This window comes from Neorhizobium sp. 2083 (assembly GCF_031455615.1).
Classification (GTDB): Bacteria; Pseudomonadota; Alphaproteobacteria; order Rhizobiales; family Rhizobiaceae; genus Neorhizobium.
In genome coordinates this window covers 425,983-447,969 of record NZ_JAVDTC010000005.1, presented here as the reverse complement: position 1 = coordinate 447,969, position 21,987 = coordinate 425,983, and the positions used below count along the sequence as shown (strand labels likewise).

At 62.6% G+C, this 21,987-nt stretch carries 22 protein-coding genes; 14 read left to right on the top strand and 8 right to left on the bottom strand.

Features of this window, described 5'->3' with window-relative positions:
* From sseA to J2X76_RS21465, 3 genes are read right to left on the bottom strand one after another with little or no spacing between them, the layout of a single operon-like run.
* Window positions 1-867, bottom strand: a complete 867-nt coding sequence (sseA, locus tag J2X76_RS21475) for a 3-mercaptopyruvate sulfurtransferase (protein ID WP_113128765.1) — start codon at window positions 865-867, stop codon at window positions 1-3.
* A gap of 24 nt (window positions 868-891) precedes the next feature.
* Window positions 892-1,629, bottom strand: a complete 738-nt coding sequence (locus J2X76_RS21470; RefSeq protein ID WP_310219312.1) for an alanyl-tRNA editing protein — start codon at window positions 1,627-1,629, stop codon at window positions 892-894.
* Between the two features lie 23 nt (window positions 1,630-1,652).
* Complete coding sequence (locus J2X76_RS21465) at window positions 1,653-2,690, bottom strand: cysteine synthase A (protein WP_310219311.1); 1,038 nt, start codon at window positions 2,688-2,690, stop codon at window positions 1,653-1,655.
* A gap of 338 nt (window positions 2,691-3,028) precedes the next feature.
* Here J2X76_RS21465 and J2X76_RS21460 point away from each other — a divergent pair, with 338 nt between their 5' ends.
* Window positions 3,029-3,670, top strand: coding sequence for a ChrR family anti-sigma-E factor (locus J2X76_RS21460; RefSeq protein WP_310219310.1), 642 nt, complete (start codon window positions 3,029-3,031; stop codon window positions 3,668-3,670).
* 34 nt (window positions 3,671-3,704) lie between these two features.
* On the opposite strand, the gene J2X76_RS21455 is transcribed toward J2X76_RS21460, so the two are convergent.
* From J2X76_RS21455 to J2X76_RS21445, 3 genes are all read right to left on the bottom strand, one after another.
* On the bottom strand, window positions 3,705-3,947 hold the full coding sequence (locus J2X76_RS21455) for a DUF982 domain-containing protein (protein ID WP_113128767.1): 243 nt from the start codon (window positions 3,945-3,947) through the stop codon (window positions 3,705-3,707).
* A 158-nt stretch (window positions 3,948-4,105) separates the two neighbouring features.
* On the bottom strand, window positions 4,106-4,495 hold the full coding sequence (locus tag J2X76_RS21450; RefSeq protein WP_113128768.1) for a DUF1236 domain-containing protein: 390 nt from the start codon (window positions 4,493-4,495) through the stop codon (window positions 4,106-4,108).
* An 86-nt stretch (window positions 4,496-4,581) separates the two neighbouring features.
* Window positions 4,582-5,283, bottom strand: a complete 702-nt coding sequence (locus J2X76_RS21445; RefSeq protein ID WP_310219309.1) for a DUF899 family protein — start codon at window positions 5,281-5,283, stop codon at window positions 4,582-4,584.
* A gap of 162 nt (window positions 5,284-5,445) precedes the next feature.
* On the opposite strand from J2X76_RS21445, the gene J2X76_RS21440 reads away from it, so the two are divergent.
* Window positions 5,446-6,087 (top strand): alpha/beta family hydrolase, encoded by a 642-nt coding sequence (locus tag J2X76_RS21440; protein WP_310219308.1) that lies wholly within the window; start codon window positions 5,446-5,448, stop codon window positions 6,085-6,087.
* Window positions 6,088-6,115: 28 nt separating this feature from the next.
* On the opposite strand, the gene J2X76_RS21435 is transcribed toward J2X76_RS21440, so the two are convergent.
* Window positions 6,116-6,814 carry a GntR family transcriptional regulator gene (locus J2X76_RS21435; RefSeq protein WP_113128771.1) on the bottom strand — a complete coding sequence of 233 codons (699 nt, stop codon included), beginning with the start codon at window positions 6,812-6,814 and terminating at the stop codon, window positions 6,116-6,118.
* 173 nt (window positions 6,815-6,987) lie between these two features.
* Here J2X76_RS21435 and J2X76_RS21430 point away from each other — a divergent pair, with 173 nt between their 5' ends.
* From J2X76_RS21430 to J2X76_RS21405, 6 genes are all read left to right on the top strand, one after another.
* Window positions 6,988-8,928 carry an ABC transporter substrate-binding protein gene (locus J2X76_RS21430; protein ID WP_113282969.1) on the top strand — a complete coding sequence of 647 codons (1,941 nt, stop codon included), beginning with the start codon at window positions 6,988-6,990 and terminating at the stop codon, window positions 8,926-8,928.
* 202 nt (window positions 8,929-9,130) lie between these two features.
* The gene (locus J2X76_RS21425) at window positions 9,131-10,117 is read left to right on the top strand and encodes an ABC transporter permease (RefSeq protein WP_113128997.1); all 987 of its coding nucleotides are present in this window, start codon (window positions 9,131-9,133) and stop codon (window positions 10,115-10,117) included.
* Complete coding sequence (locus J2X76_RS21420; RefSeq protein WP_113282968.1) at window positions 10,114-11,268, top strand: ABC transporter permease; 1,155 nt, start codon at window positions 10,114-10,116, stop codon at window positions 11,266-11,268. The genes J2X76_RS21425 and J2X76_RS21420 overlap by 4 nt, the downstream gene beginning before the upstream one ends.
* Window positions 11,265-12,965 carry an ABC transporter ATP-binding protein gene (locus J2X76_RS21415; RefSeq protein WP_310219306.1) on the top strand — a complete coding sequence of 567 codons (1,701 nt, stop codon included), beginning with the start codon at window positions 11,265-11,267 and terminating at the stop codon, window positions 12,963-12,965. Before J2X76_RS21420 ends, J2X76_RS21415 begins: the two co-directional genes overlap by 4 nt.
* 4 nt (window positions 12,966-12,969) lie before the next feature.
* Window positions 12,970-14,178 carry a D-mannonate dehydratase ManD gene (gene manD, locus J2X76_RS21410; protein ID WP_310219305.1) on the top strand — a complete coding sequence of 403 codons (1,209 nt, stop codon included), beginning with the start codon at window positions 12,970-12,972 and terminating at the stop codon, window positions 14,176-14,178.
* Window positions 14,179-14,206: 28 nt separating this feature from the next.
* Window positions 14,207-15,361 carry a mandelate racemase/muconate lactonizing enzyme family protein gene (locus tag J2X76_RS21405; protein ID WP_310219304.1) on the top strand — a complete coding sequence of 385 codons (1,155 nt, stop codon included), beginning with the start codon at window positions 14,207-14,209 and terminating at the stop codon, window positions 15,359-15,361.
* Window positions 15,362-15,430: 69 nt separating this feature from the next.
* On the opposite strand, the gene J2X76_RS21400 is transcribed toward J2X76_RS21405, so the two are convergent.
* The gene (locus J2X76_RS21400) at window positions 15,431-15,742 is read right to left on the bottom strand and encodes a helix-turn-helix transcriptional regulator (protein WP_113128998.1); all 312 of its coding nucleotides are present in this window, start codon (window positions 15,740-15,742) and stop codon (window positions 15,431-15,433) included.
* A gap of 91 nt (window positions 15,743-15,833) precedes the next feature.
* Here J2X76_RS21400 and J2X76_RS21395 point away from each other — a divergent pair, with 91 nt between their 5' ends.
* From J2X76_RS21395 to mnhG, 6 genes are read left to right on the top strand one after another with little or no spacing between them, the layout of a single operon-like run.
* Entirely contained in the window at window positions 15,834-18,755 is a 2,922-nt protein-coding gene (locus J2X76_RS21395; protein WP_310219389.1) for a monovalent cation/H+ antiporter subunit A, read from the top strand.
* Complete coding sequence (locus J2X76_RS21390) at window positions 18,755-19,093, top strand: Na+/H+ antiporter subunit C (protein ID WP_113128778.1); 339 nt, start codon at window positions 18,755-18,757, stop codon at window positions 19,091-19,093. The genes J2X76_RS21395 and J2X76_RS21390 overlap by 1 nt, the downstream gene beginning before the upstream one ends.
* Window positions 19,090-20,721: a monovalent cation/H+ antiporter subunit D gene (locus J2X76_RS21385; protein WP_310219302.1), complete on the top strand. Its 1,632-nt coding sequence runs from the start codon at window positions 19,090-19,092 to the stop codon at window positions 20,719-20,721. The genes J2X76_RS21390 and J2X76_RS21385 overlap by 4 nt, the downstream gene beginning before the upstream one ends.
* The gene (locus tag J2X76_RS21380; RefSeq protein ID WP_113128780.1) at window positions 20,721-21,197 is read left to right on the top strand and encodes a Na+/H+ antiporter subunit E; all 477 of its coding nucleotides are present in this window, start codon (window positions 20,721-20,723) and stop codon (window positions 21,195-21,197) included. The genes J2X76_RS21385 and J2X76_RS21380 overlap by 1 nt, the downstream gene beginning before the upstream one ends.
* Window positions 21,194-21,475, top strand: a complete 282-nt coding sequence (locus J2X76_RS21375; RefSeq protein ID WP_113128781.1) for a K+/H+ antiporter subunit F — start codon at window positions 21,194-21,196, stop codon at window positions 21,473-21,475. The genes J2X76_RS21380 and J2X76_RS21375 overlap by 4 nt, the downstream gene beginning before the upstream one ends.
* A complete protein-coding gene (mnhG, locus tag J2X76_RS21370) occupies window positions 21,472-21,873 on the top strand; it encodes a monovalent cation/H(+) antiporter subunit G (RefSeq protein WP_310219300.1) in 402 nt (133 codons plus the stop codon). Before J2X76_RS21375 ends, mnhG begins: the two co-directional genes overlap by 4 nt.
* Window positions 21,874-21,987: the final 114 nt, after the last annotated feature.

Sequence of the window (21,987 nt, the reverse complement as noted above, 5' to 3'; positions counted from 1 at the left end):
TCACGCCGCTTTCGGCGAGGGCGGGCCGGTGACGACGGGCGTATCCTGGCGGCTGCCCCATTCGGTCCAGGAGCCATCGTAAAGTGCGTTGTCCTCATGGCCAAGCGATTCGAGCGCCAGCGTGATGATGGCGGCCGTGATGCCGGAGCCGCAGCTCGTCACCACCGGCCGGCCGAAATCGATGCCGGCATCCTCGATCGCCTTTTGCAGCTCCGGCAGCGAACGCAGCTTGCCGTTGACCGAGAACGTACCCGACGGAAGGCTGGCGGCGCCCGGCATATGGCCCGAGCGCATGCCGGCGCGGGGCTCGGGATCGGTGCCGGCGAAACGGCCGGCCGGCCGCGCATCGGCGATCTGGCGCGTGCCGTCGCTGACGATCGACAGCATCGTCTGGAAGTCGATCACCTTGTCGACCCGGAAATTCGGGGTGAAGGTGACGGGTTCGGGCGAGGGGACGGTGGTTTCGAGCGGCCGGCCTTCGGCCTTCCAGCCGTCGATGCCGCCGTCGAGCACGAAGACTTGGCCCGCGCCCATGATCCGGAACAGCCACCAGCCGCGCGGCGACGAAAAGATGCCGGGACCGTCATAGATGACGATCCGGTCGTTCTCGCGGATGCCCATCCGGCCGACCGCTTCGGCGAACACGTCCGGCGCCGGCACCATGTGCGGCAGGCCGGTCGAATGATCGGCGACCTTGTCGTGGTCGAAGCGGATCGCGCCCGGTATATGCCCGGCCGCATATTCGGCGTCGGCATCGCGGTTCTGCGCCGGCAGGTAGAAGGAGGCGTCGAGGATCTTGAGGTCGGGACTGCCGAGCTCGTTGTGAAGCCACTCGGACGAAACGACGAAACGGCTGGTTTCACTCATGTCAAATCTCCTTTGGACCTGCTGTCAGGCCTCTGCGCCGGGCTCGCCGAACCGGATGCGGAAACGGCGGTTTTCCTTGCCCTTCTTCTCGATCTTGGCGATATGAATCGCCCCGACCTCCTGCGTTTCGGAGACATGTGTGCCGCCGCAGGGCTGGCTGTCAACGCTGGAATTTTCGCCGATGCAGACAAGGCTGACGCGCCCGAGACCGATCGGCGGGCGGACGTTCTTCGACTTGACGATGCCCGGATTGGCGGCAAGCTCCTCGTCGGTGATCCACTGCACATAGACGGGATGGTTCTGGCCGACCAATTCCATCAGCTTGGCGGTTACGTCGTCCTTGTCGATCGTCTCGGCCATGTCGAAATCGACGCGCGACTCGTCTTCGCCGACGGCGGCGCCGGTGATCGGATACTGGCAGACGACGGAGAGGAGATGACAGGCGGTGTGCATGCGCATCAGCCTGTAGCGGCGCTGCCAGTCGATATGCAGGACCAGGTTTTCGCCGACCAGCGGCTGCGGCTGGCCTTCCAGCGGCACATGGATGACGATGTCCTTGGTCGCGCCATGCCTGGTCTGGCCGAGCTCGATGCGGGTTCCGTCGGCCCGTTCGAGAAAGCCGGTATCACCCGGCTGGCCGCCGGATGCCGCATAAAAACAGGTGCGATCCAGCTCGATCCCGCCGTCCTCGTGGACGGCCGTCACCACCGCTTCGGCCGTCGATAGATAGAAATCGTCGCGATAGAGGGCTTCAACGGGCATAAGTCGCTCTGCTCTTGAAAGTGTCAGGCCGTCTGGAAGGGAATGTCGATCTGCCGCTTCTGGGTCAGCCATACCGGCACCGGCAGGCCCTTCGACTTCAGGAAATCCGGGTTGAACAGTTTTGACTGGTAGCGGTTGCCGTAGTCGCAGAGCACGGTCACGATCGTGTGGCCGGGGCCCAGATCCTTCGCAAGCCGGACGGCGCCGGCGATATTGATGCCGGTCGAGCCGCCGAGGCACAGGCCCTCATGCTCGACGAGATCGAAAATATAGGGCAACGCTTCCGCATCCGGGATCTGGTAGGCGAAGTCCGGCGTAAAACCTTCGAGATTGGCGGTGATGCGGCCCTGGCCGATGCCTTCGGTGATCGAATTACCTTCCGACTTGAACGCGCCATGGGCGTAGAATTCGTAGAGGGCGGCACCTTCCGGATCGGCGATGCCGATCTTGATATCCGGGTTCCTGGCCTTCAGCCCCATGGCGACGCCGGCAAGCGTGCCGCCGGAGCCGACCGCGCAGATGAAACCGTCGACCTTGCCGCCGGTCTGTTCGAAGATCTCCGGCGCCGTGGTCTGGATATGCGCTTCCCGGTTGGCGACGTTGTCGAACTGGTTCGCCCAGATCGCGCCGGCAGGCTCGGTCTTCGCAAGCTCTTCGGCAAGCCGGCCCGAGATCTTCACGTAGTTGTTCGGGTTCTTGTAGGGAACGGCGGGAACCTCGACCAGTTCGGCGCCGAGCAGTTTCAGCGCGTCCTTCTTTTCCTGGCTCTGGGTTTCCGGGATGACGATGACGGTGCGGTAGCCGAGCGCCTTGGCGACCAGGGTGAGCCCGATGCCGGTATTGCCGGCGGTGCCTTCGACGATGACGCCGCCGGGGCGCAGCAGGCCCTTCTTCTCGGCGTCGCGGATGATGTAGAGCGCGGCGCGGTCCTTGACGGACTGGCCGGGGTTCAGGAACTCCGCCTTGCCCAGGATTTCGCAGCCGGTCGCTTCGGAAGCGCCGTTCAGCCGGATGAGGGGCGTGTTGCCGATCACGTCGAGTACTGAGGAATGGGAGGTCATCGGGGTGCCTTCTTGTTCATCGCACATGTAAACAGGGTCTTTTCGGCGGACAAGGACCGGAGGGCAAGAAATTCTGTTTCCGGAAAGGGTTGGCCCCGGTAAAATCCATCTTTCCGCAGCCGGATTCAAATTGCGGGGAGCGGCCGGGATAACGCCGGGAGCACAGTCTTCTAATGTATCGACGTGCCGTTAAAAAAATCGCCTTCATTATATCGGAAGTGGTAATCCAAATTTCTCTCCAGACGTATAGACATGCAGTTGAAGCAGATACGGATCCGGGCAGCGCGATGAATTGACCGCGCTTTGACCGGATTTCATGCATAAACTGGCATTTGGACATGCTGCAGAACCGCGAACGGCTGGATCTTCTGATCGCGCATTACGTGTCCGGCTCACTTCCTGAGCCGGCTCATGTTCTCGTTGGCTCGCATCTGGAAATGCAGCTTTCGGCAGCCAGGCTTGCGGGAGTGATGGAGGGGTTCGCAGGGGAGGCCCTGAGCGCTGTTCCACCTATGGCATTGTCCGTACGGGAGCGTCGTCTGAACGAGATATTCGCCTCCGCGGCGCCGCCGGAGCCCGAATCCAGGATCGCCGCAAAATCGAGGTTTCCCGCATCGCTGCGGGCCTATGCGGGCAAGGACCTCGCCGACATCCGATGGAAAACGAAACTCCCGGGCCTGCGTCATCACGTCATCGAAAAGTCGGAGGATGTCGAAACGAGTCTCCTATGGGTGCGTGCCGGAAGGGCACTCCCCCAGCACGGCCATCACGGGCTTGAACTGACATTGGTCCTCGAAGGCGAGTTTCATGATCATCGCGGCAATTTCAGCGAGGGTGATGTCTCGGTCGCGGACGAAACGCTGGACCATCGGCCGATCGCGGGCAAGCGCGGGCCGTGCCTGTGTCTATCCGTGTTGTTCGCGCCGATCGCCCTTTCCGGCTCCACCCTCCGGCTGTTAGGCGATATCATCGGCCTCTGAACCGCAAAAGGCCGACCATTGCCGGCCGGTTCGTTCAGTTCAGATGCAGTTGCGCTTCGCTGACGGCTTCTTCGAATTGCACACGTGCTTCTTCCGGCGACCGTCGTCCGTCGAGCGCTGCCCGGCAGACGCTGCGCGCCTTGACAAAGTGCGGCCCGCGCATGTCCGGCCAGCGATCCGTCAGCAAGGCGAGTGCCTCGAACGGTCCGTTGATGACCTCAGTCCCGAGCTGCCCGAAGGCGACGCGCACCGGTTTTTGCCAACTTGCTTGCGGCATCTTTCGTGTCCTCCCTGGATACCAACCCTAGAAAACGGGCCAGTCGGTATTTGGTTCCGCCAAAATGCGGAAAATTTTTGATGGGACCGTCGATCATCTCAAAAAGATAAGCCGCCGCACCTTTCGGTACGACGGCTTTCCATCAGCAAGGCAGAAAATCAGTTGACGACCTGAACCACCGTATGGGTGCGCGGATCGACGATCACGCGCTGCTGGTTGACGATGGCATAGGCATAGGAGGGCGATTCCGGAATGGGCGTGAGGACCACCTGTTGCGGGATCGGCTGGCCGACCACGACGCGCTCCTGAACCACGACGGACTGCTGCACCGGCTGCTGGCGCACATAGGTGACAACTCGTTCCGGCGGCGGATCGATTGCCGTGCCGGCGACCGCGCCGACCACGCCGCCCACTGCAGCGCCGACCGGACCGCCGACGATCGCACCGGTGACCGCGCCGCCGACGGCACCGTTGACGGTGCTCTGCTGGGCAACGGCGCCGGTCGCGAGGAGACCGATCGCGGCAGAGAAAATGATGAGCTTTTTCATGGACACTTCCCTTTCGGTTGAGGTGGCCGGAGAACGTGGCGACATCATTTTTCGTTCCGCCGCAATCGGGGCATAGGACCTAAGTCCTAATAGGACAGTTTGGGGTACCAGTGCGGCGCCCGGCCTTCCGGCGTCGAATCGAGTATCGTCCAGATCGGCATCAGATCGGGCGCTCCACGCGGGTCCTGGCCCGGATCAGCCGTTGCGCCGCCCATCTCGCCGCTCCAGAAATGCCGCATCGTTCCATCCCGGCGGGTGAAGACGTTGAAAGCCGCGTCGTCGCTGCCATCCTTGCCGATCGCGTGATAGTCCCGGCTGAACTCGCCGCTCGTATCCGAATAGAGCGGCAGATGGTGCCAGCCGCGCTCCTGTTTGAATGCGGCAAGCCGCTGCAGCGGCGAGCGTGCCACGACCGCGAAGGCGACGCGTTGCTGAATGTCGGGAACCTCGCCGTCCCAGGAAGAGAGCAGCGACGTGCACATCGGGCAGGGCCGCTCGCGCTGCGGACCGAACATATAGCTGTAGATGACCAGCGTTTCCTTGTCGGCGAACAGCTCCTCGAACGAGATAGGACCGTTCACGCCCTCGAACATGTAGTTCTTCGGCACATGCCCGCCCGGCGGCAGATGGCGTCTCTGCTCGGCGACACGTTCGATATGGCGGCGGAGCTCGATTTCCTCGACAAGAAGTGCATCCCGCGCCTCCCTGTAGGCGACGCTTTCGTTCGGGAAGTGTACGCCGTTCTTCTTGGCGAGTTCAACGGCCGGCGCCAGGCTCTGCATATCCATTGACATATCCTCCATATGTTTCCGGTCGGCAGGAGACGTGTTCCGCTCCTGCTGTTAAACAAGATGCGCGGGCGAATGCGGCTCGCCCATACCAAGGACGTTTCCCGCCGGCCCGGGCCGACAGGCGCATCTGAAAACATGAACCTGAATTGAGGGAGCAAGATGTCAGGCCGATTTCTGATCGAGGGATCGGAGGATGCGCGCGTCACGATCCTGCTGGCGCACGGCGCCGGCGCACCGATGGATTCCGCATCGATGACGGCAGCGGCGAAGGCCCTGTTGGCGAAGGGGTTTCGCCTGGCGCGTTTCGAGTTCGACTACATGGCGGCGCGCCGCACCTCCGGCGATCGCAAACCGCCGCCGCGGGCCGAGACGCTCAATCCCGCATACAAGGCGGCGGTCGCCGAACTCGGTGCGAAGGGGCCGCTGATCATCGGCGGCAAATCGATGGGCGGGCGGGTCGCCAGCATGGTTGCCGACGAACTCTATTCCGAAGGCAGGATCGCCGGTCTGCTGTGCCTCGGCTACCCGTTCCATCCGCCAGGAAAGCCGGAGCAGCTGCGTACCCAGCACCTCCAGGGCTTGAAAACCCCGGCACTGATCTGCCAGGGAACCCGCGACGAATTCGGCACGCGCGAAGAAGTGCCCGGCTACGATCTGTCCGGCTCCATCGAGATCCTATGGCTTGAGGACGGCGACCACGACCTGAAGCCGCGCAAGAAAATTTCCGGATTTTCCACCGCAGACCATCTCGCAACGATGGCGGAAGCCGTTCTCGCCTGGACCGCAAGACTGAAGCTCTGAACGCGGTCCTGATCGGCTTCGACGCCTGTCAGCCGTTCCGCTTCTCGAGGCGCATCCGCTCGATGATGTGCCGGCCGGACCCTTCGACATGGCGGCCGATCGCGCGCGAGGCGCCGTCGGCATCCTGCGCCTTGATGCAGGCGATCAGTTCGCGATGCTCGTCCAGCACGTTCGACTGCCGGCTGAGCGATGTCTGGAAACCGCGGCTGATCGCCCAGAGAATGTGACGGTGACGCACCCACAGATCGACCGCGTGGCGGTTGTAATGGCGGTCGTACATCAGCCGGTGGAACTGCAGGTCGAGATTGGAATGTTTCATCTCGTCGCCGAAATTCAGCTCCTCGATCTCCGCCTGCAGCCGTTCCAGCTCCTCGATATCCGCCTTCGTGGCGATGCCCACGAACCAGCGGGTCAGCGCCGGTTCGATCAGCACCTCGATCTCGCAGATGTCGCGCACGAACTCCTCGTCGATGGGGCGGACGCGGGCGCCGCGGTTCGGCGTCATGATCACGAAACCTTCGCCGCGCAGCTGTTGCAGGGCCTCGCGCACCGGGTTGGTGGAGGTCCCCATGCGACTGGCAAGTTCGGCCACTTTCAGGCGTTCGTTCGCCTTGACGCGCCCGTGAATGATGTCGTCGCGCAGCCTCTCGTAGATCGAGGAGCCGCCGTCCTCCGCCAAGTCGTCGCGTTCTGGAACTGCCTGTAGGATGCTGCTGATCGTGCTCATAGGCTTGCTTTTAATGCACTTTCCATCGTCTTCCAAGAGCAAAACATTTAATTTTGTACATCCAGATTGACAAAGAATGTACGATCTGAAAGCTTTCGTGCAACACGAAGGCCGCGATGGCACTCGTTCGGGAGGAGCCGGCGGAGACAGCCGGTCAAAGAGGAGGAGAGAATATGGGTTACCAGCAGAAGCTGCGTGGCTTCGTCGTGTCGACGGGGTTGTTGACGACCGTGCTCTTGGGAGCGGCGCTCCCGGCCTGGGCGGCGGATTACAAGCAGGCGCCGATGCTTGACGAACAGGTCAAGGCGGGCAAGCTGCCGGCAGTCGCCGAGCGGCTTCCGGAACATCCTTATGTCGAGACGATGATCGACGGCGTCGGCAAGTATGGCGGCACGCTGCGCACCACGATCCTTGCCAATGGCGACCAGTACAACCTGACCCGCACCATCGCCAACGAACTGCTCGTCCGCTGGGACCCGAAGTGGCAGAAGGTGATGCCGTCGCTGGCCGAGGAGTTCAAGGCCTCGGAAGATGCGACCACCTACACGTTCAAGCTCCGCAAGGGCCTGAAATGGAGCGACGGCCAGCCGTTCAATGCCGACGATATCATGTTCTGGTACGAGGACGTGTTCATGAACCCGGCGCTCTCGCCGGCCAAGAACCCGACATTCACGGTCGCCGGCAAGCCGGTCAAGGTCACCAAGATCGACGACCTCACCGTCGAGTTCAAGTTCGAGTCGCCCTACGGCCTGTTCATCCAGCAGCTCGCCTACGGCCAGGGTCACCTGCCGGTGATCTATCCGAAGCACTACCTCAAGCAGTTCCATGAGAAGTACAACAAGGACGGCATTCCGGCGCTCTTGAAGGCCAATCCGGCTGCCGGCGACTGGGTGGCGCTGTTCAACTCCAAGGTCTCGCTGACCTTCCAGCCGCCGTTCTGGCAGAACCTCGCCCTGCCGACGCTGAACCCGTGGATCCTGACCGTTCCCTATGCCGACAGCGAACGCGTCGTCGCTACCCGCAATCCCTATTACTGGAAGGTCGACACCGCCGGGAACCAGCTTCCCTATATCGACGGCATCACCTGGGCAAAACTCGACGATCCGCAGCTGATGGCGCTGAAGATGACCTCGGGCGAGTTCGATTTCGCCTTCCGCCACATCAACAACTCGACGTTCAAGTCGGTTCTCTTCGACGGCCAGAAGACGGGCAACTACAAGTTCGTGGACGTCAAGGATCTGCCCGCCAATGACGCGGTCATCCTGCTCAACCTCAACTCCACCGACCCGGTGAAGAAGAAGATCTTCCAGAACAAGGATTTCCGCATCGCGCTCAGCCAGTCGATCAACCGGCAGGAGATCATCGACCTCGTTTATGTCGGGCAGGGGGCTCCGGCCCAGGTCGCCGTTCAGCCCGAGCATGAGCTTTTCAACGAGCGCGAGGCCAAGCAGTACACCGAGTTCGATCCCAAGGCATCGATGGCGATCCTCGACAAGATCATGCCGAAGAAGGATGCGGAAGGTTTCCGTCTCGACGAGACCGGCAAGCGCTTCACCATCAACTTCATGGTCGCCGACGTCTTCGGACTGTCCTATCCGGACGTGATGCAGATGGTGCAGAAATACGCCAAGGAGGTCGGTATCGACATCCAGCTGCGCACCACGGACCGTGCCCGCCTCAACACCATGTGGGCGGCAAACGAGCAGGACGCCTATATCTGGAACTGCGTCGGCGGGCTGTCGGAAGTCTATACCGATCCGCGCTGCTACATGCCCTTCCAGAAGGCCGACATCTTCTTCGCGATGAAGTGGAGCGAATGGTATTCGAACCACGCGACGGGCGAGGAACCGCCGGAAAACATCAAGGCGCTGATGGCCGCCTACGACAAGGTCAACGCTGCCGTCACCGATGACGACCGTCGCCAGAAGATGAAGGATTTCCTCAACCTGTCCGCCGACAACTTCCTCAACATCGGTATCTCGCGCCCCATGCCGAAATACATGATGACGTCGAACAACCTGAAGAACGTCGTCAACGGCATTCCGATCACCGGCAACCTCTGGCACCCGGCGCCGACGCTGACCCAGTGGTATTTCGACAAGCCGGCAAAATAAGTCTCCTCCCGAGACCGAGGGGTGATTGAATGTGACGCTTTGCCCCTCATCCGTCTGCCGGCACCTTCTCCCCGTTTTGACGGGGAGAAGGACACGAGCGGCAAACCTTGAAGTTCCCTCATCCCCGCGCGCGGGGAGAGGGCTAGGTGAGGGGCAAATGCCGCCCGCCCAAACGTCTGCTGAAAAACAGAACGGCAAGAAAATGCTCCGTTACATTATCAAGCGGCTGGTGTTCGCGATCCCGACACTGTTTGCCGTCTCCATCATCGCCTTCATCATCATCCAGCTGCCGCCGGGCGACTACCTGACGACTCTGATGGCCGACTGGGCGAGCCAGGGCGGCGCTGTGGAAGCCGGCACGGTCGCGGCGATGCGTGAACGTTACGGCCTCGATCAGCCGATCTATTTCCAATATTACAAATGGATCTGGGGCATCCTGACTGCCGGCGATTTCGGCATCTCGTTCGAGCTCGGCAAGCCGGTGACCGAACTGATCTGGAACCGCCTCGGCTTCTCGATGCTGCTGTCGCTGCTGACGCTCTGCTTCGTCTGGGCGATCGCCATCCCGATCGGCATCCTGTCGGCGGTCAGGCAATATTCGATCTCCGACTACACGGCGACGTTCCTCGCCTTCTTCTTCCTCGCCGTGCCGGACTTCCTGATGGCGCTGTCGGCGATGTACGTCATGTCCGCCTGGTTCGGCCAAAGCGTCGGCGGGCTGTTTTCGCCCGAATATGTCGATGCCGGCTGGAGTTTTGGAAAGCTCCTCGATTTCGCAGAGCATGTCTGGCTGCCGGTCGTCGTCATCGGCCTCGGTTCGCTCGCGGCGCTGGTGCGCATCATGCGCGCCAACCTGCTCGACGAACTCTCCAAGCCCTATGTCACCACGGCGCGCGCCAAGGGCATGTCCGAGCTGGAGCTTTTGATCCGCTATCCGGTCCGCCTCGCGCTCAACCCTTTGATCTCGACGCTCGGCTGGATCCTGCCGGCGGTGATTTCCGGCGAGATCATCGTCTCGGTGGTCATGAGCCTGCCGACGACAGGCCCGCTGCTCCTGCGCGCTCTGCTCGCCCAGGACATGTATCTCGCCGGCTCGCTCATCCTTTTGATCTCGGTGCTCACCATCATCGGCACGCTGATTTCGGACATCCTGCTCGCGCTCACCGACCCGCGGATCCGTTTCCAATGACAGATATCACCAGCCTCCCGCCGGATACCGGCCCGTCGTTCAATCTCTCCGGCAAGGACATGGCCGTTGCCGGCCAGTGGCGCCTGTTCTGGCTCAAGTTCAAGAAACACAGGATCGCGCTCGCGAGCCTCGTCGTCATCGTCTTCATGTATCTCGTCGCGGCGTTTGCGGATTTCATCGCGCCCTTCGATCCGAACGCCACCAATGCGCGCTTCACCTACGCGCCGCCGCAGGCCCTTTCGCTGTTTCACGACGGCTCGTTCCAGCCGAACGTCAAGCAGCTGAAGATGACGCTGAACACGGAGTCCATGCGCCGCGAATTCCAGCCGGACCCGGCCAAGCCGGTCAAGGTCGGTTTCTTCGTGAAGGCGCAGCAGCCCTATTACCTGCTCGGCCTTGTCCCGATGCAGACCAAGCTTTTCGGCCTCACCAATCCGCAGGTCGGCGACAGCCTCTACATCTTCGGTGCCGACCGGCTCGGCCGCGATATCTTCTCCCGTGTCGTGCACGGCGCCAAGATCTCGCTCTCGATCGGGCTTGTCGGCGTGTTCATGAGCCTCATCCTCGGGGTGACGATCGGCGGCATTTCCGGCTTCTTCGGCGGCTGGGCGGATCTTGCCATCCAGCGTTTCATCGAGCTGCTGCGCTCGATCCCGACCATTCCGCTCTGGATGGGGCTGGCCGCCGCCATTCCGGTCGGCTGGCCGCCGCTCCGGACTTATTTCGTCATCACCCTGATCGTCTCGCTGATCGGCTGGACCAGTCTTGCCCGTGAAGTGCGCGGCAAGTTCCTGTCACTCAGGAGCGAGGATTTCGTCATCGCAGCTCGCCTCGACGGCATGAGCGAGATCGGCATCATCTTCAGCCATCTCGTGCCGTCGTTCATGAGCCACATCATCGCGACGCTGACATTGGCGATCCCGTCAATGATCCTGGCCGAAACGGCGCTCTCCTTCCTCGGCATCGGCTTGCAGCCGCCGATCATCTCCTGGGGCGTGCTGCTGCAGGAGGCGCAGAACATCCGCGCCGTCGCCCAGGCGCCTTGGCTGCTGTTCACGCCGGCGGCCGCGATCGTCATCTCGGTCCTGTCCCTCAATTTCCTCGGCGACGGCCTGCGGGATGCCGCTGACCCCTACGAGTCCGTGTCATGAGCATGAACAAAGATACGATCCTCAAGGTCGAGGACCTCAAGACCTACTTCCCGACGCGCACCGGCATCTTCAAGGCGGTCGACGGCGTTTCCTTCGAGTTGAAGCGCGGCAAGACGCTCTGCGTCGTCGGTGAGAGCGGTTCCGGCAAGTCGGTGACAGCTCGCTCGATCCTGCAGATCGTCGACAAGCCCGGCCGCATCGAAAGCGGCTCGGTCCTGCTCACCCGCGCCGACGGTTCGCTCACCGATCTGGCCAAGCTCGATCCGCGCGGAAAAGACATCCGTTCGGTGCGCGGCAAGGAGATCGCCATGATCTTCCAGGAGCCGATGAGCTCGCTGTCACCGGTCCACCGCATCGGCACCCAGATCGGCGAGGCGCTGCGAATCCACTTCGGCACGCCGAAGAAGGAGCAGCGGGAGAGGGTGCTCGAACTGCTGCGGCAGGTGGAAATCCCGCGCCCGGAAACCGCGATCGACCGTTACACGTTCGAGTTTTCCGGCGGCATGCGCCAGCGGGTGATGATCGCCATGGCGCTCGCCTGCAATCCGCAGGTGCTGATTGCCGACGAGCCGACCACCGCGCTCGATGTCACCACCCAGGCCGAAATCCTCGACCTCATCAAGAAGCTGCAGCAGAGCCACGGCATGGCCGTGCTGTTCATCACCCACGATATGGGCGTCGTCGCCGAGATCGCCGACGAAGTGCTGGTCATGTATCGCGGCAAGGTGATGGAACGCGGTCCGGTGGAGCAGATCTTTCACGCACCACAGGACGATTATACGCGCCGGCTGATCGGCTCGGTCGTGAAGCTGGAGAAGAAGGCCGAGGTCCGCCTGACGCGTACCGCGATCCCGGCGGAGGCCGCGCCGCTTCTCGACGTCAAGAACCTCTCGCTGACTTTCCCCTCCGGCCTCAAGGCGGTCGATGACGTGTCGCTGACCGTGCGGCCGGGCGAGACGCTCGGTATTGTCGGAGAAAGCGGTTCCGGCAAGACCACCATGGGCCGCTGCCTGCTGCGCATCTACGACCCGCAGGCAGGCGCCATCGATTTTCGACGCCCGGACGGTAAGACGGTCGATATCCGCACAGCCGACAGGGCGGAGCTTAAAAATATCCGACGCGAGGTGCGGATGATCTTCCAGGATCCGGTCGGATCGCTCAGCCCCCGCAAGAATGTCGGCCAGATCATCGCCGAGCCGCTGAAGCTTGCCGGCATGAGGGGCAGGGAGCTCGACGACCGTGTTGCCGAGCTGATGGCGCAGGTCGGCCTCGAACCCGCCTGGCGGGAGCGTTACCCGCACGCGTTTTCCGGCGGCCAGCGTCAGCGCATCGGCATTGCCCGTGCGATTGCGGTCAAGCCGCGCCTGATCGTCGCCGACGAAGCGACCTCGGCGCTCGACGTGTCGTTGCGTTCGCAGATGCTCGACCTGATGATGAAGCTGCAGGACGAGCTCGGTCTCTCCTACGTGTTCATCAGCCACGACATGTCGGTGATCCGCTACATGTGCGACCGCGTCGCGGTCATGTATCGCGGCCGGATCGTCGAGACGGGGGATACCGACCAGGTCGTCAACCACCCGCAGCACGACTACACCCGCGCGCTGCTCTCGGCCATTCCCCATCCCGACCCCCGCGACCGGCGCATCCACAAGCGGTTCCGCTACGACCCGGCCCGCACAGTTTCAGCCAACGGATAGATCCATGAAAATTACCGACGTCAAAATCATTGTCTGCTCGCCCGGCCGCAACTTCGTCACCGTCAAGATCTTTACCGACGAGGGCCTGACCGGGGTCGGCGATGCAACGCTGAACGGCCGCGAGAAGGCCGTCGTCGCCTATCTGCAGGAACATCTGGCGCCCCTCCTGATCGGCCGTGATCCGAGCCGCATCGAGGATATCTGGCAGTATTTCTACAAAGGGGCCTATTGGCGCCGCGGCCCGGTGACCATGGCGGCGATCGCCGGCATCGATACGGCGCTGTGGGACATCAAGGCCAAGGCCGCCAACATGCCGCTCTATCAGCTGCTCGGGGGAGCCAGCCGCGAGAAGGTGCTCTGCTACACTCATGCCCAGGGCACGGATATAGCTGAGGCCGTCGAAGCCGTCGGCAAGCGCATCGAGCAAGGCTACAAGGCCATCCGCGTCCAGGTCGGCATTCCCGGCCTGCCGGATGTCTATGGCACGGGCAAGAAATCGGTCACCAATAATGCTGCCGATGACGCGTTTCCGCACGAGGAAACCTGGTCGACCTCCAAATATCTCCGATACGTCCCCGAACTGTTCAAGGCGGTGCGCGAGGCGCATGGCTGGGATATCGAGCTGCTGCACGACAGCCACCACCGCCTGACGCCGATCGAGGCGGCCCGCCTCGGCAAGGATCTCGAGTTCGCCCGCCTGTTCTGGCTGGAGGATACGGTTGCCGCCGAATATCAGGAAGGTTTCCGCCTGATCCGCAAGCACACCACGACGCCGCTTGCCGTCGGCGAGGTGTTCAACACCATCTGGGATGCGCGGCTTCTGATGGAAGAGCAGCTCATCGACTATATCCGCACCACGACCGTGCACGCCGGCGGCGTCACGGCGCAGCGGCGGATCATGGATTTCGCCAGCGTCTACAATGTCCGCACCGCCTGCCACGGCGCCATGGACATGTCGCCGATCTGCCTCGGCGCCAACCTGCATCTCGATCTCTGGGTTCCGAATTTCGGCATTCAGGAATATTCCGGTTACCTGCCGGAAATTCTCGACGTCTTCCCCAGTGCCTGGAGCCTCAAGGACGGTTACCTGCATCCGGGCGAGGCGATCGGCCACGGCGTCGAGATCGACGAGAAGCTTGCGGAAAAATATCCATACCAGCGCGCCTACCTGCCGGTGAACCGTCTCGAAGACGGCACCCTGTGGCACTGGTAATTCGCCAAGGATCGGAAAGAGGAAGACGATGAAGATCACAGCGATCAAGAGCTATGCCGTCAAGGTCGGCATCCGCAACCAGCTTCTGGTGAAGGTCGAGACCGACGAGGGTATTTTCGGCTGGGGCGAAAGCGGTCTTTCGGGCCGCGAAAAGGCGGTCGTCGGCGCGCTCGAGCATTATGCCGAATTCCTGCGCGGCCGCGATCCGTTCAAGATCGGCGCGCTCTGGCAGGAAATGTACCGCAGCCAGTATTTCGAGGGCGGCCGCGTGCTGCAGGCGGCGATTTCGGCGATCGACATCGCGCTCTACGACATCAAGGGCAAGGCGCTCGGCGTGCCGGTCTATGAACTGCTCGGCGGCAAGCAGCGTGACCGCATTCCGACCTTCGCGACCACTTTCGCCGAGCCGGGCCCGGCTATGGTCGAGCAGGCGCAGATGCTGGTCGAGCACGGCTGGACGGCCATGCGCCTGTCGCCCTCCGGCCACGAGAACAAGGAGGTCTATGAGCCGCGCGAGCATATCGCAACCACCGCCAGGTGGTGCGTCAAGACGCGCGAGGCGCTCGGAGACGACGTGGTGCTCGGCATTGATTACCACCACCGCCTGACGGTCGCGGAAGCGGCGAGCTTCTGCCAGAAGATGCCGAAGGGCACGCTGGATTTCCTCGAGGAGCCGATCCGCGACGAGTCGCCCAGCTCCTACGAGGCTTTGCGCCGGATGACCGACATCCCGTTTGCGATCGGCGAGGAATTTTCCTCCAAATGGCAGTTCCAGCCCTATATCGAACGCGACATCCACCAGTTCAACCGCCTCGACGTCTGCAATGTCGGCGGCCTGACGGAGAGCATGAAGGTCGCAGCCTGGAGTGAGACCCATTACGTCGACATGATGCCGCACAATCCACTAGGTCCGGTCTGCACCGCGGCGACCATCCATTTCTCGGCGGCGGTCGCCAACTTCTCCTGGCTGGAGACCCGCAACAGCCCGGCGGAAACCCATCTCGGCTTCGACAATTCCGAATTTTTCCCCCTCCAGCCGCGGCTTGAAGGTGCTCACTATCCGGTCTCGGATGCGCCGGGCCTCGGCGTCGAGGTCAACGAGGAACTGATCGCCAAGCAGAGCTTCGAATTCTGGGAAGCGCCGCATCTGAAGCGCCGCGACGGCTCTGTCACCAACTGGTAACATCGGCTCTCCGGCCTCTCCGCAGGGTGCCATCCTGGCGTCCGGCGGGGAGGCCGAAATCATATCGATCTATTGAGGGGCCTGCACGGCCCTCGGACAGACGCCGAAGCAACCGCCTTCCATATGGACGAAGGCGACGCCGCCTTCCTCGAAGGCGAGGCGCAACTGCGCTTCCGTTGCGCGATGGAGATCGTGCCGGCTGCCTTCGTAATCACGGATGGTGCTTCTCGACACCCCCGACCGATCGGCGAGATCGGTCTGCGTCCAGTCAAGAAACCCACGGGCGGCGCGACACAAGGCCGGCGTCAAAATTACGTTCTTTGCGGCTTGACCCATCTCACCAAACTGCCCATATTGGTCAATATCTCTCATATATGGCAATTTGGATTCGATTGCTAGATGGAGTATTCGTAAGCCCCTGGCAGCGGGCGCTTGACGGATGCGCAGCACATAGGAAGGCCGGAGCATTGGGATAACGTCGGGACCATATCTTCTTCTCATTCTTCTGGTCCTGCCTTTCCTCGGAAGCCTGGTCTCCGTATCTCTGCTGCGGACGCGTTCGCGCGTCCTGCCGTCCTGGGTGGCCGGCGCCACCGCGCTCCTCTCCCTGCTGATCGTTGCGTCCTTCTATCCGGGCGTCACCAATGGCGGGATCTTGCGCTTCGAGGGTACATGGCTGCCGCAGCTCGGGCTTAACTTCACCCTGCGTTTGGATGGTTTCGCCTGGCTCTTCTCCATGCTGATCGCCGGCATCGGCTTTCTCGTGGTCGTTTATGCCCGCTATTACATGTCGGAAGACGATCCGGTCCCGCGCTTCTTCTCCTTCCTGCTCGCCTTCATGGGCGCGATGCTCGGCATCGTCATCTCCGGCAACGTCATCCTCCTGTCGGTATTCTGGGAACTGACCAGCATCTTTTCCTTCCTGCTGATCAGTTACTGGCACAACAATGCCGCCGCCCGCGATGGCGCCCGCATGGCGCTGACGATCACCGGGATCGGCGGGTTCTGCCTGCTGATCGGCCTGCTGCTGCTCGGCAACATCGTCGGCAGCTACGATCTCGACAAGATTCTCGCCGCCGGTGACGTCATCCGCGGCCATTCCCTCTACGTGCCGGCCCTGGTCTTCATCCTGCTCGGCGCCTTGACCAAGAGCGCCCAGTTCCCGTTCCATTTCTGGCTGCCCAATGCCATGGCGGCGCCGACCCCGGTCTCCGCCTTCCTGCATTCAGCAACCATGGTGAAGGCCGGTGTCTTCCTGCTGGTGCGGTTCTGGCCGGCTTTGTCGGGAACCTATGAATGGTTCTATCTGGTCGGGCTGGCCGGCATCGTCACGCTGGTGCTCGGCGCCTATTTCGCCATGTTCCAGCAGGACCTGAAGGGCCTGCTCGCCTATTCGACGATCAGCCATCTTGGCCTCATCACCACGCTTCTCAGCCTCGGAAGTCCGCTGGCGACGGTTGCCGCGATCTTCCACATGGTCAACCACGCGACCTTCAAGGCATCGCTGTTCATGGCCGCCGGCATTATCGATCACGAGACCGGCACGCGCGACATGCGGCGATTGAGCGGACTTTTCCGGTATTTGCCCATCACAGGCACGCTGGCCATGGTGGCGAGTGCCGCCATGGCCGGTGTTCCTCTGCTCAACGGCTTCCTGTCGAAGGAAATGTTCTTCGCGGAAGCGGTCGAAACCCATGCGGATTCCATTCTCGACCGCATCTTGCCCTACGTCGCGACGCTCGCCAGTGCCTTCAGCGTCGCTTATTCGCTGCGGTTCATCCACACCGTCTTCTTCGGCCCGCCGCCGACCGATCTGCCCAAGCCGAAACCGCATGAGCCGCCGCGCTGGATGCGCTTTCCGATCGATCTCCTCGTCGTTGCCTGCCTGATCGTCGGCATCATTCCGGCGATTTCGATCGGGCCTTTCCTCCATACCGCCGTCATCAGTGTTCTGGGCCCTGATACGCCGGAATACAGCCTGTCCATCTGGCACGGCGTCAACCTGCCGCTGATCATGAGCGCCGGCGCGCTCGTCGGCGGTGCGCTGATCTATTTCGCGCTGCGCAAATATCTCGCGACCTGCGAGGACGGTCCGCCGATCCTGCGCAATCTCAAGGGCCAGCGCATCTTCGAGCGCATTCTCGTGGAAGTGTCCTGGCGCTGGGCCCGCACGCTGGAACGGCGCTTCGGCACCCGCAATCTCCAGCCGCAGCTCCGCTGGGTCGTGGCGACCGGTTTCCTCGCCGGTCTGCTTCCGCTCTATCTCTCCGGTTTCGAGACGCGTGACATCGCCTTTTCCGGCATCGATCCCGCCTTTGCGGCGATCTGGCTGCTTGGCATATGCCTCGCCTTCGGCACCGCCTATCTCGCCAAATACCATCGCCTCGCCGCACTCGTCATGCTCGGCGGCGTCGGCCTGATCGTCTGCGTCACCTTCGTCTGGCTCTCGGCGCCGGATCTCGCCATCACCCAGCTCCTCGTCGAGATCGTCACCACCGTCCTCATCCTGCTCGGCCTGCGCTGGCTGCCGAAGCGGACCGAGGGACTGGCTGAGTCCATCACCTTGCGCGCGCGATTCCGCCGCTTCCGGGACCTGGCGCTTGCCGTCGTCTGCGGTATCGGCATGTCCTTCATTGCCTATGCCGTGATGACCATGCCGGTGCCGGATGCGATCGCCAACTATTTCCTCGCAAACGCCTATTCCGAAGGCGGTGGGCGCAATGTCGTCAACGTCATCCTGGTGGATTTCCGCGGTTTCGATACCTTGGGCGAGATCGCCGTGCTTGGCGTCGTGGCGCTGACGGTGTTCGCGCTGCTGCGCCGCTTCCGCCCCGCCGACGACAGCATGGACCTGCCGGAGCAGCAGCGCATCCAGAACCGGTTCGACGAGGATCGGCCCGAGCGTTCGGCGGGCGATACGGTGCGCGACTACCTGCTGGTGCCCTCGGTGATCATGACCTGGCTCTTTCCCGTCATCATCACCTTCGCCGTCTATATCTTCATGCGTGGCCATGACCTGCCGGGCGGCGGCTTTTCCGCCGGTCTGACGCTGTCGATCGCCTTCCTGCTGCAATATCTGGCCGGCGGCACACGCTGGGCGGAAGATCGTATCCGCATCCTGCCGCTGCGCTGGATGGGGGCGGGTATCCTGACCGCGTCCGCGACCGGCATCGGCGCCTGGTTCTTCGGCTATCCGTTCCTGACCTCGCATTTCCAGTATGTCGAGCTGCCGCTGATCGGCAAGATGCCGGCCGCAACCGCATTGCTCTTCGATCTCGGGGTATTTTCGCTGGTCGTCGGTTCGACCGTCCTCATTCTCGTGGCGCTGGCGCACCAGTCGATCCGTATCAACCGCCTGCGGGCGATCGATGCGGCAAGGACGGAGGAGGGCTGATGGAACTCGTTTTGTCCACCGCGATCGGCGTGATGACGGGCTGCGGCGTCTGGCTCATCCTGCGTCCGCGCACCTATCAGGTCATTGTCGGCCTCTCGCTGCTTTCCTATGCCGTGAACCTGTTCATCTTCGGCGTCGGCGGCGTGAAGACCAATGTCCCGCCGATCCTCGTCGACGGCGTTCCCACCTCGGTGCTTGCCGATCCGGTGCCGCAGGCTCTGGTGCTGACGGCTATCGTCATCGGGTTTGCGACGACGGCGCTGTTCCTCGTCGTGCTTCTGGCCTCCCGGGGGCTGACGGGCACCGACCATGTCGACGGGAGGAACGAGCCGAAATGATTGGCTGGGCCTATCACCTCATCATCGCGCCGATCCTCGTGCCGCTGGTCGTGGCCGCACTCCTGCTGTTCTTCGACGAGCGGCAGCGTGTCGCAAAGGCGATGATCAGCCTCGCCTCGACGCTGATCCTGGTCACCGTCTCGCTCGCCCTGCTGCGGATCGAAAGCGGCCCGAACGATTTCGACGGCGTCTATCTTCTCGGAAACTGGGCGGCGCCCTTCGGCATCGTGCTCGTTCTCGACGCGCTGTCGGCCCTGATGCTGCTGCTGACCGCGCTGCTTTCGGTGGCCGCGCTGGTCTTCTCGCTCGCCCGCTGGCATGCAGTCGGCGCCCATTTCCACACCATGTTCCAGCTTCTGCTGGTCGGGCTGAACGGTGCCTTCCTGACTGGCGACCTGTTCAACCTCTTCGTCTTTTTCGAGGTCATGCTGGCTGCATCCTACGGGCTGCTGCTGCACGGGTCCGGCCCGCTGCGCGTCAAGGCGGGCATGCATTATATCGCCGTCAACCTTGCCGCAGCGCTCCTGTTCCTGATCGGCGTCAGCCTGATCTACGGCACCGCCGGCACGCTCAACATGGCCGATCTCGCCGCCCGCATACCCGACATCGAGCCGGACCGCCGCATGCTGATGGAGGCGGGCGCCGGCGTGCTCGGCATCGCCTTCCTGATCAAGGCGGGCATGTGGCCGCTCTGCTTCTGGCTGCCGACCGCCTATAGCGCCGCTTCCGCCCCGGTCGCCGGCATATTCGCGATCATGAGCAAGCTCGGCATCTACGTCATCCTTCGGCTGACCATGCTGCTCTTCGGCGACGGGCCATCCGCCGGTTTCGGGTCCGACGTGCTGCTTTACGGCGGCATTGCCACCATCATTTTCGGCACGATCGGCGTACTGGCTTCGCAGGCTCTCGGACGGCTTGCGGGCTTCTCGGTTCTGGTCTCGTCCGGAACCCTGTTGATGGTGCTCGGCATCAATGACGGCGCGATCTCGTCGGGCGCCCTTCTCTATCTCGTCAGTTCGACGCTGACGATCAGCGCCTTCTTCATGCTGATCGAACTGGTCGAACGCGGCCAGGATGCCGGTGCGATCGTTCTTGCAGTGACCATGGAAGCCTATGGCGATGCGGACGAGGACGAGCCGGAGGAGGGCGACGGCGTCACCATGCCCGGCACGATGGCGATTCTCGGCATCTGCTTTGCCGCCTGCGGCATCCTCTTGTCCGGCCTGCCGCCGCTCTCCGGCTTCATCGCCAAGTTCGCGATGCTGTCGGCGATGATGGGCACCGGTGCGATCGGCGTGCCGCCGACAGCCGCGGTCTGGGTCCTGGTCTCTCTCGTTATCCTCTCCGGCATCGCCGCGCTGATTTCGATGACCCGCGCCGGCATCCGCACCTTCTGGAGCTCGCTCGAGGGAACCGTGCCGCGCGTCCTTGTCATCGAGATCGTGCCGGTGATGTTCCTGCTTTTCCTGACGCTCGCTTTGACCGTCCAGGCCGGACCCGCAATGCAGTATATGGACACGACGATCCGAAGCCTCAGCAATCCGAGGATCTATATCGACGCGGTGCGCAACGCGGCGGCGGTGCCCGACTATGACGGTGTCTCTTCGACCGAAGCGGGGGCCAAGTGATGCTGCCCTATCCGCTGCTTACTCTGTCGCTGGTCCTGATGTGGCTGCTGCTCAACGGCTTCACGCCCGGCCATCTCGTGCTCGGCATCCTAGTCGCTGTCTTCGCCTCCTGGGCGATGGCGTCGCTGCGCCCGGACAAGCCGCGGCTCGCCAAATGGTATCTGCTGCCGAAACTGTTCGGGATCGTGCTCTATGACATCGTCAGGTCGAACATCGCGGTTGCGCTGATCATCCTCAAAATCGGCCGGCGTAGCCACAACCCCGGTTTCCTGACGGTCGAGCTGGATGTCGAGAACCATCTCGCCATAGCCGTCCTCGCGGTCGTGGTAACAAGCACCCCCGGATCCGCCTGGCTGGAATACGATTCCAACGACCGGACGGTGCTGCTGCACGTGCTCGACCTCGACAACGAGGCTGAATGGCGCAACACGATCAAGAACAGGTATGAGAAGCTGTTGATGGAGATTTTCGCATGAGCGCCATCATTCTCTTCACCGCGGTCTCGATCGCCCAGCTGATGTTGGCGGCGGCGATGGCGATTGCCTCCGTGCGCATGTTCCGGGGCCCGAGGGCGCAGGACCGGATCATCGGCCTCGACACGCTCTATATCAACGCCATGCTGCTGCTGGTGACCTTCGGCATCGGCACTGGCCGGGTGATCTATTTCGAGTCCGCGCTCGTCATCGGCATGCTGGGCTTCGTTGCGACCGTGGCGCTCGCGAAATTCCTGATGCGCGGGGAGGTGATCGAATGATCCATTCCGCTGCCGACATTCCCGTCTGGGCCGCCATCGCGGTCGCATTTTTCCTGCTGGTCGGCTCCGGCCTGGCCCTGATCGGCGCGATCGGCTTCCTGCGTCTGCCGACCTTCTACGAGCGCATCCATGCGCCGACGCTCGGCACGAGCTGGGGGATCGGCGGCGTCATGCTCGCTTCGATGATCTTCTTCACCGTCTCCTCGGGGCGTCTCGTATTCCACGAGATACTGATCGGCATTTTCGTGACCGTGACCACGCCGATCACCTTCATGATGTTGGCGCGCGCAGCGCTCCACCGCGACCGGGCGGAGGGGAACGGCAATGTTCCCGACAAGCAGAACAAGAGCCAGGTCGCCCAGGATGTCTTGGGCGGAAACGAGCCCGGCAACGGATAGGTTCGGCAAGGTCCTCCTGCCGGCAATCACGCCTCGAGAGCATTTCCCCGATAACGCCTGTCCTTCAGCGCGACGCTGCTGACTGTCCGCGCATATGACGGCCGAGCAGGCCGG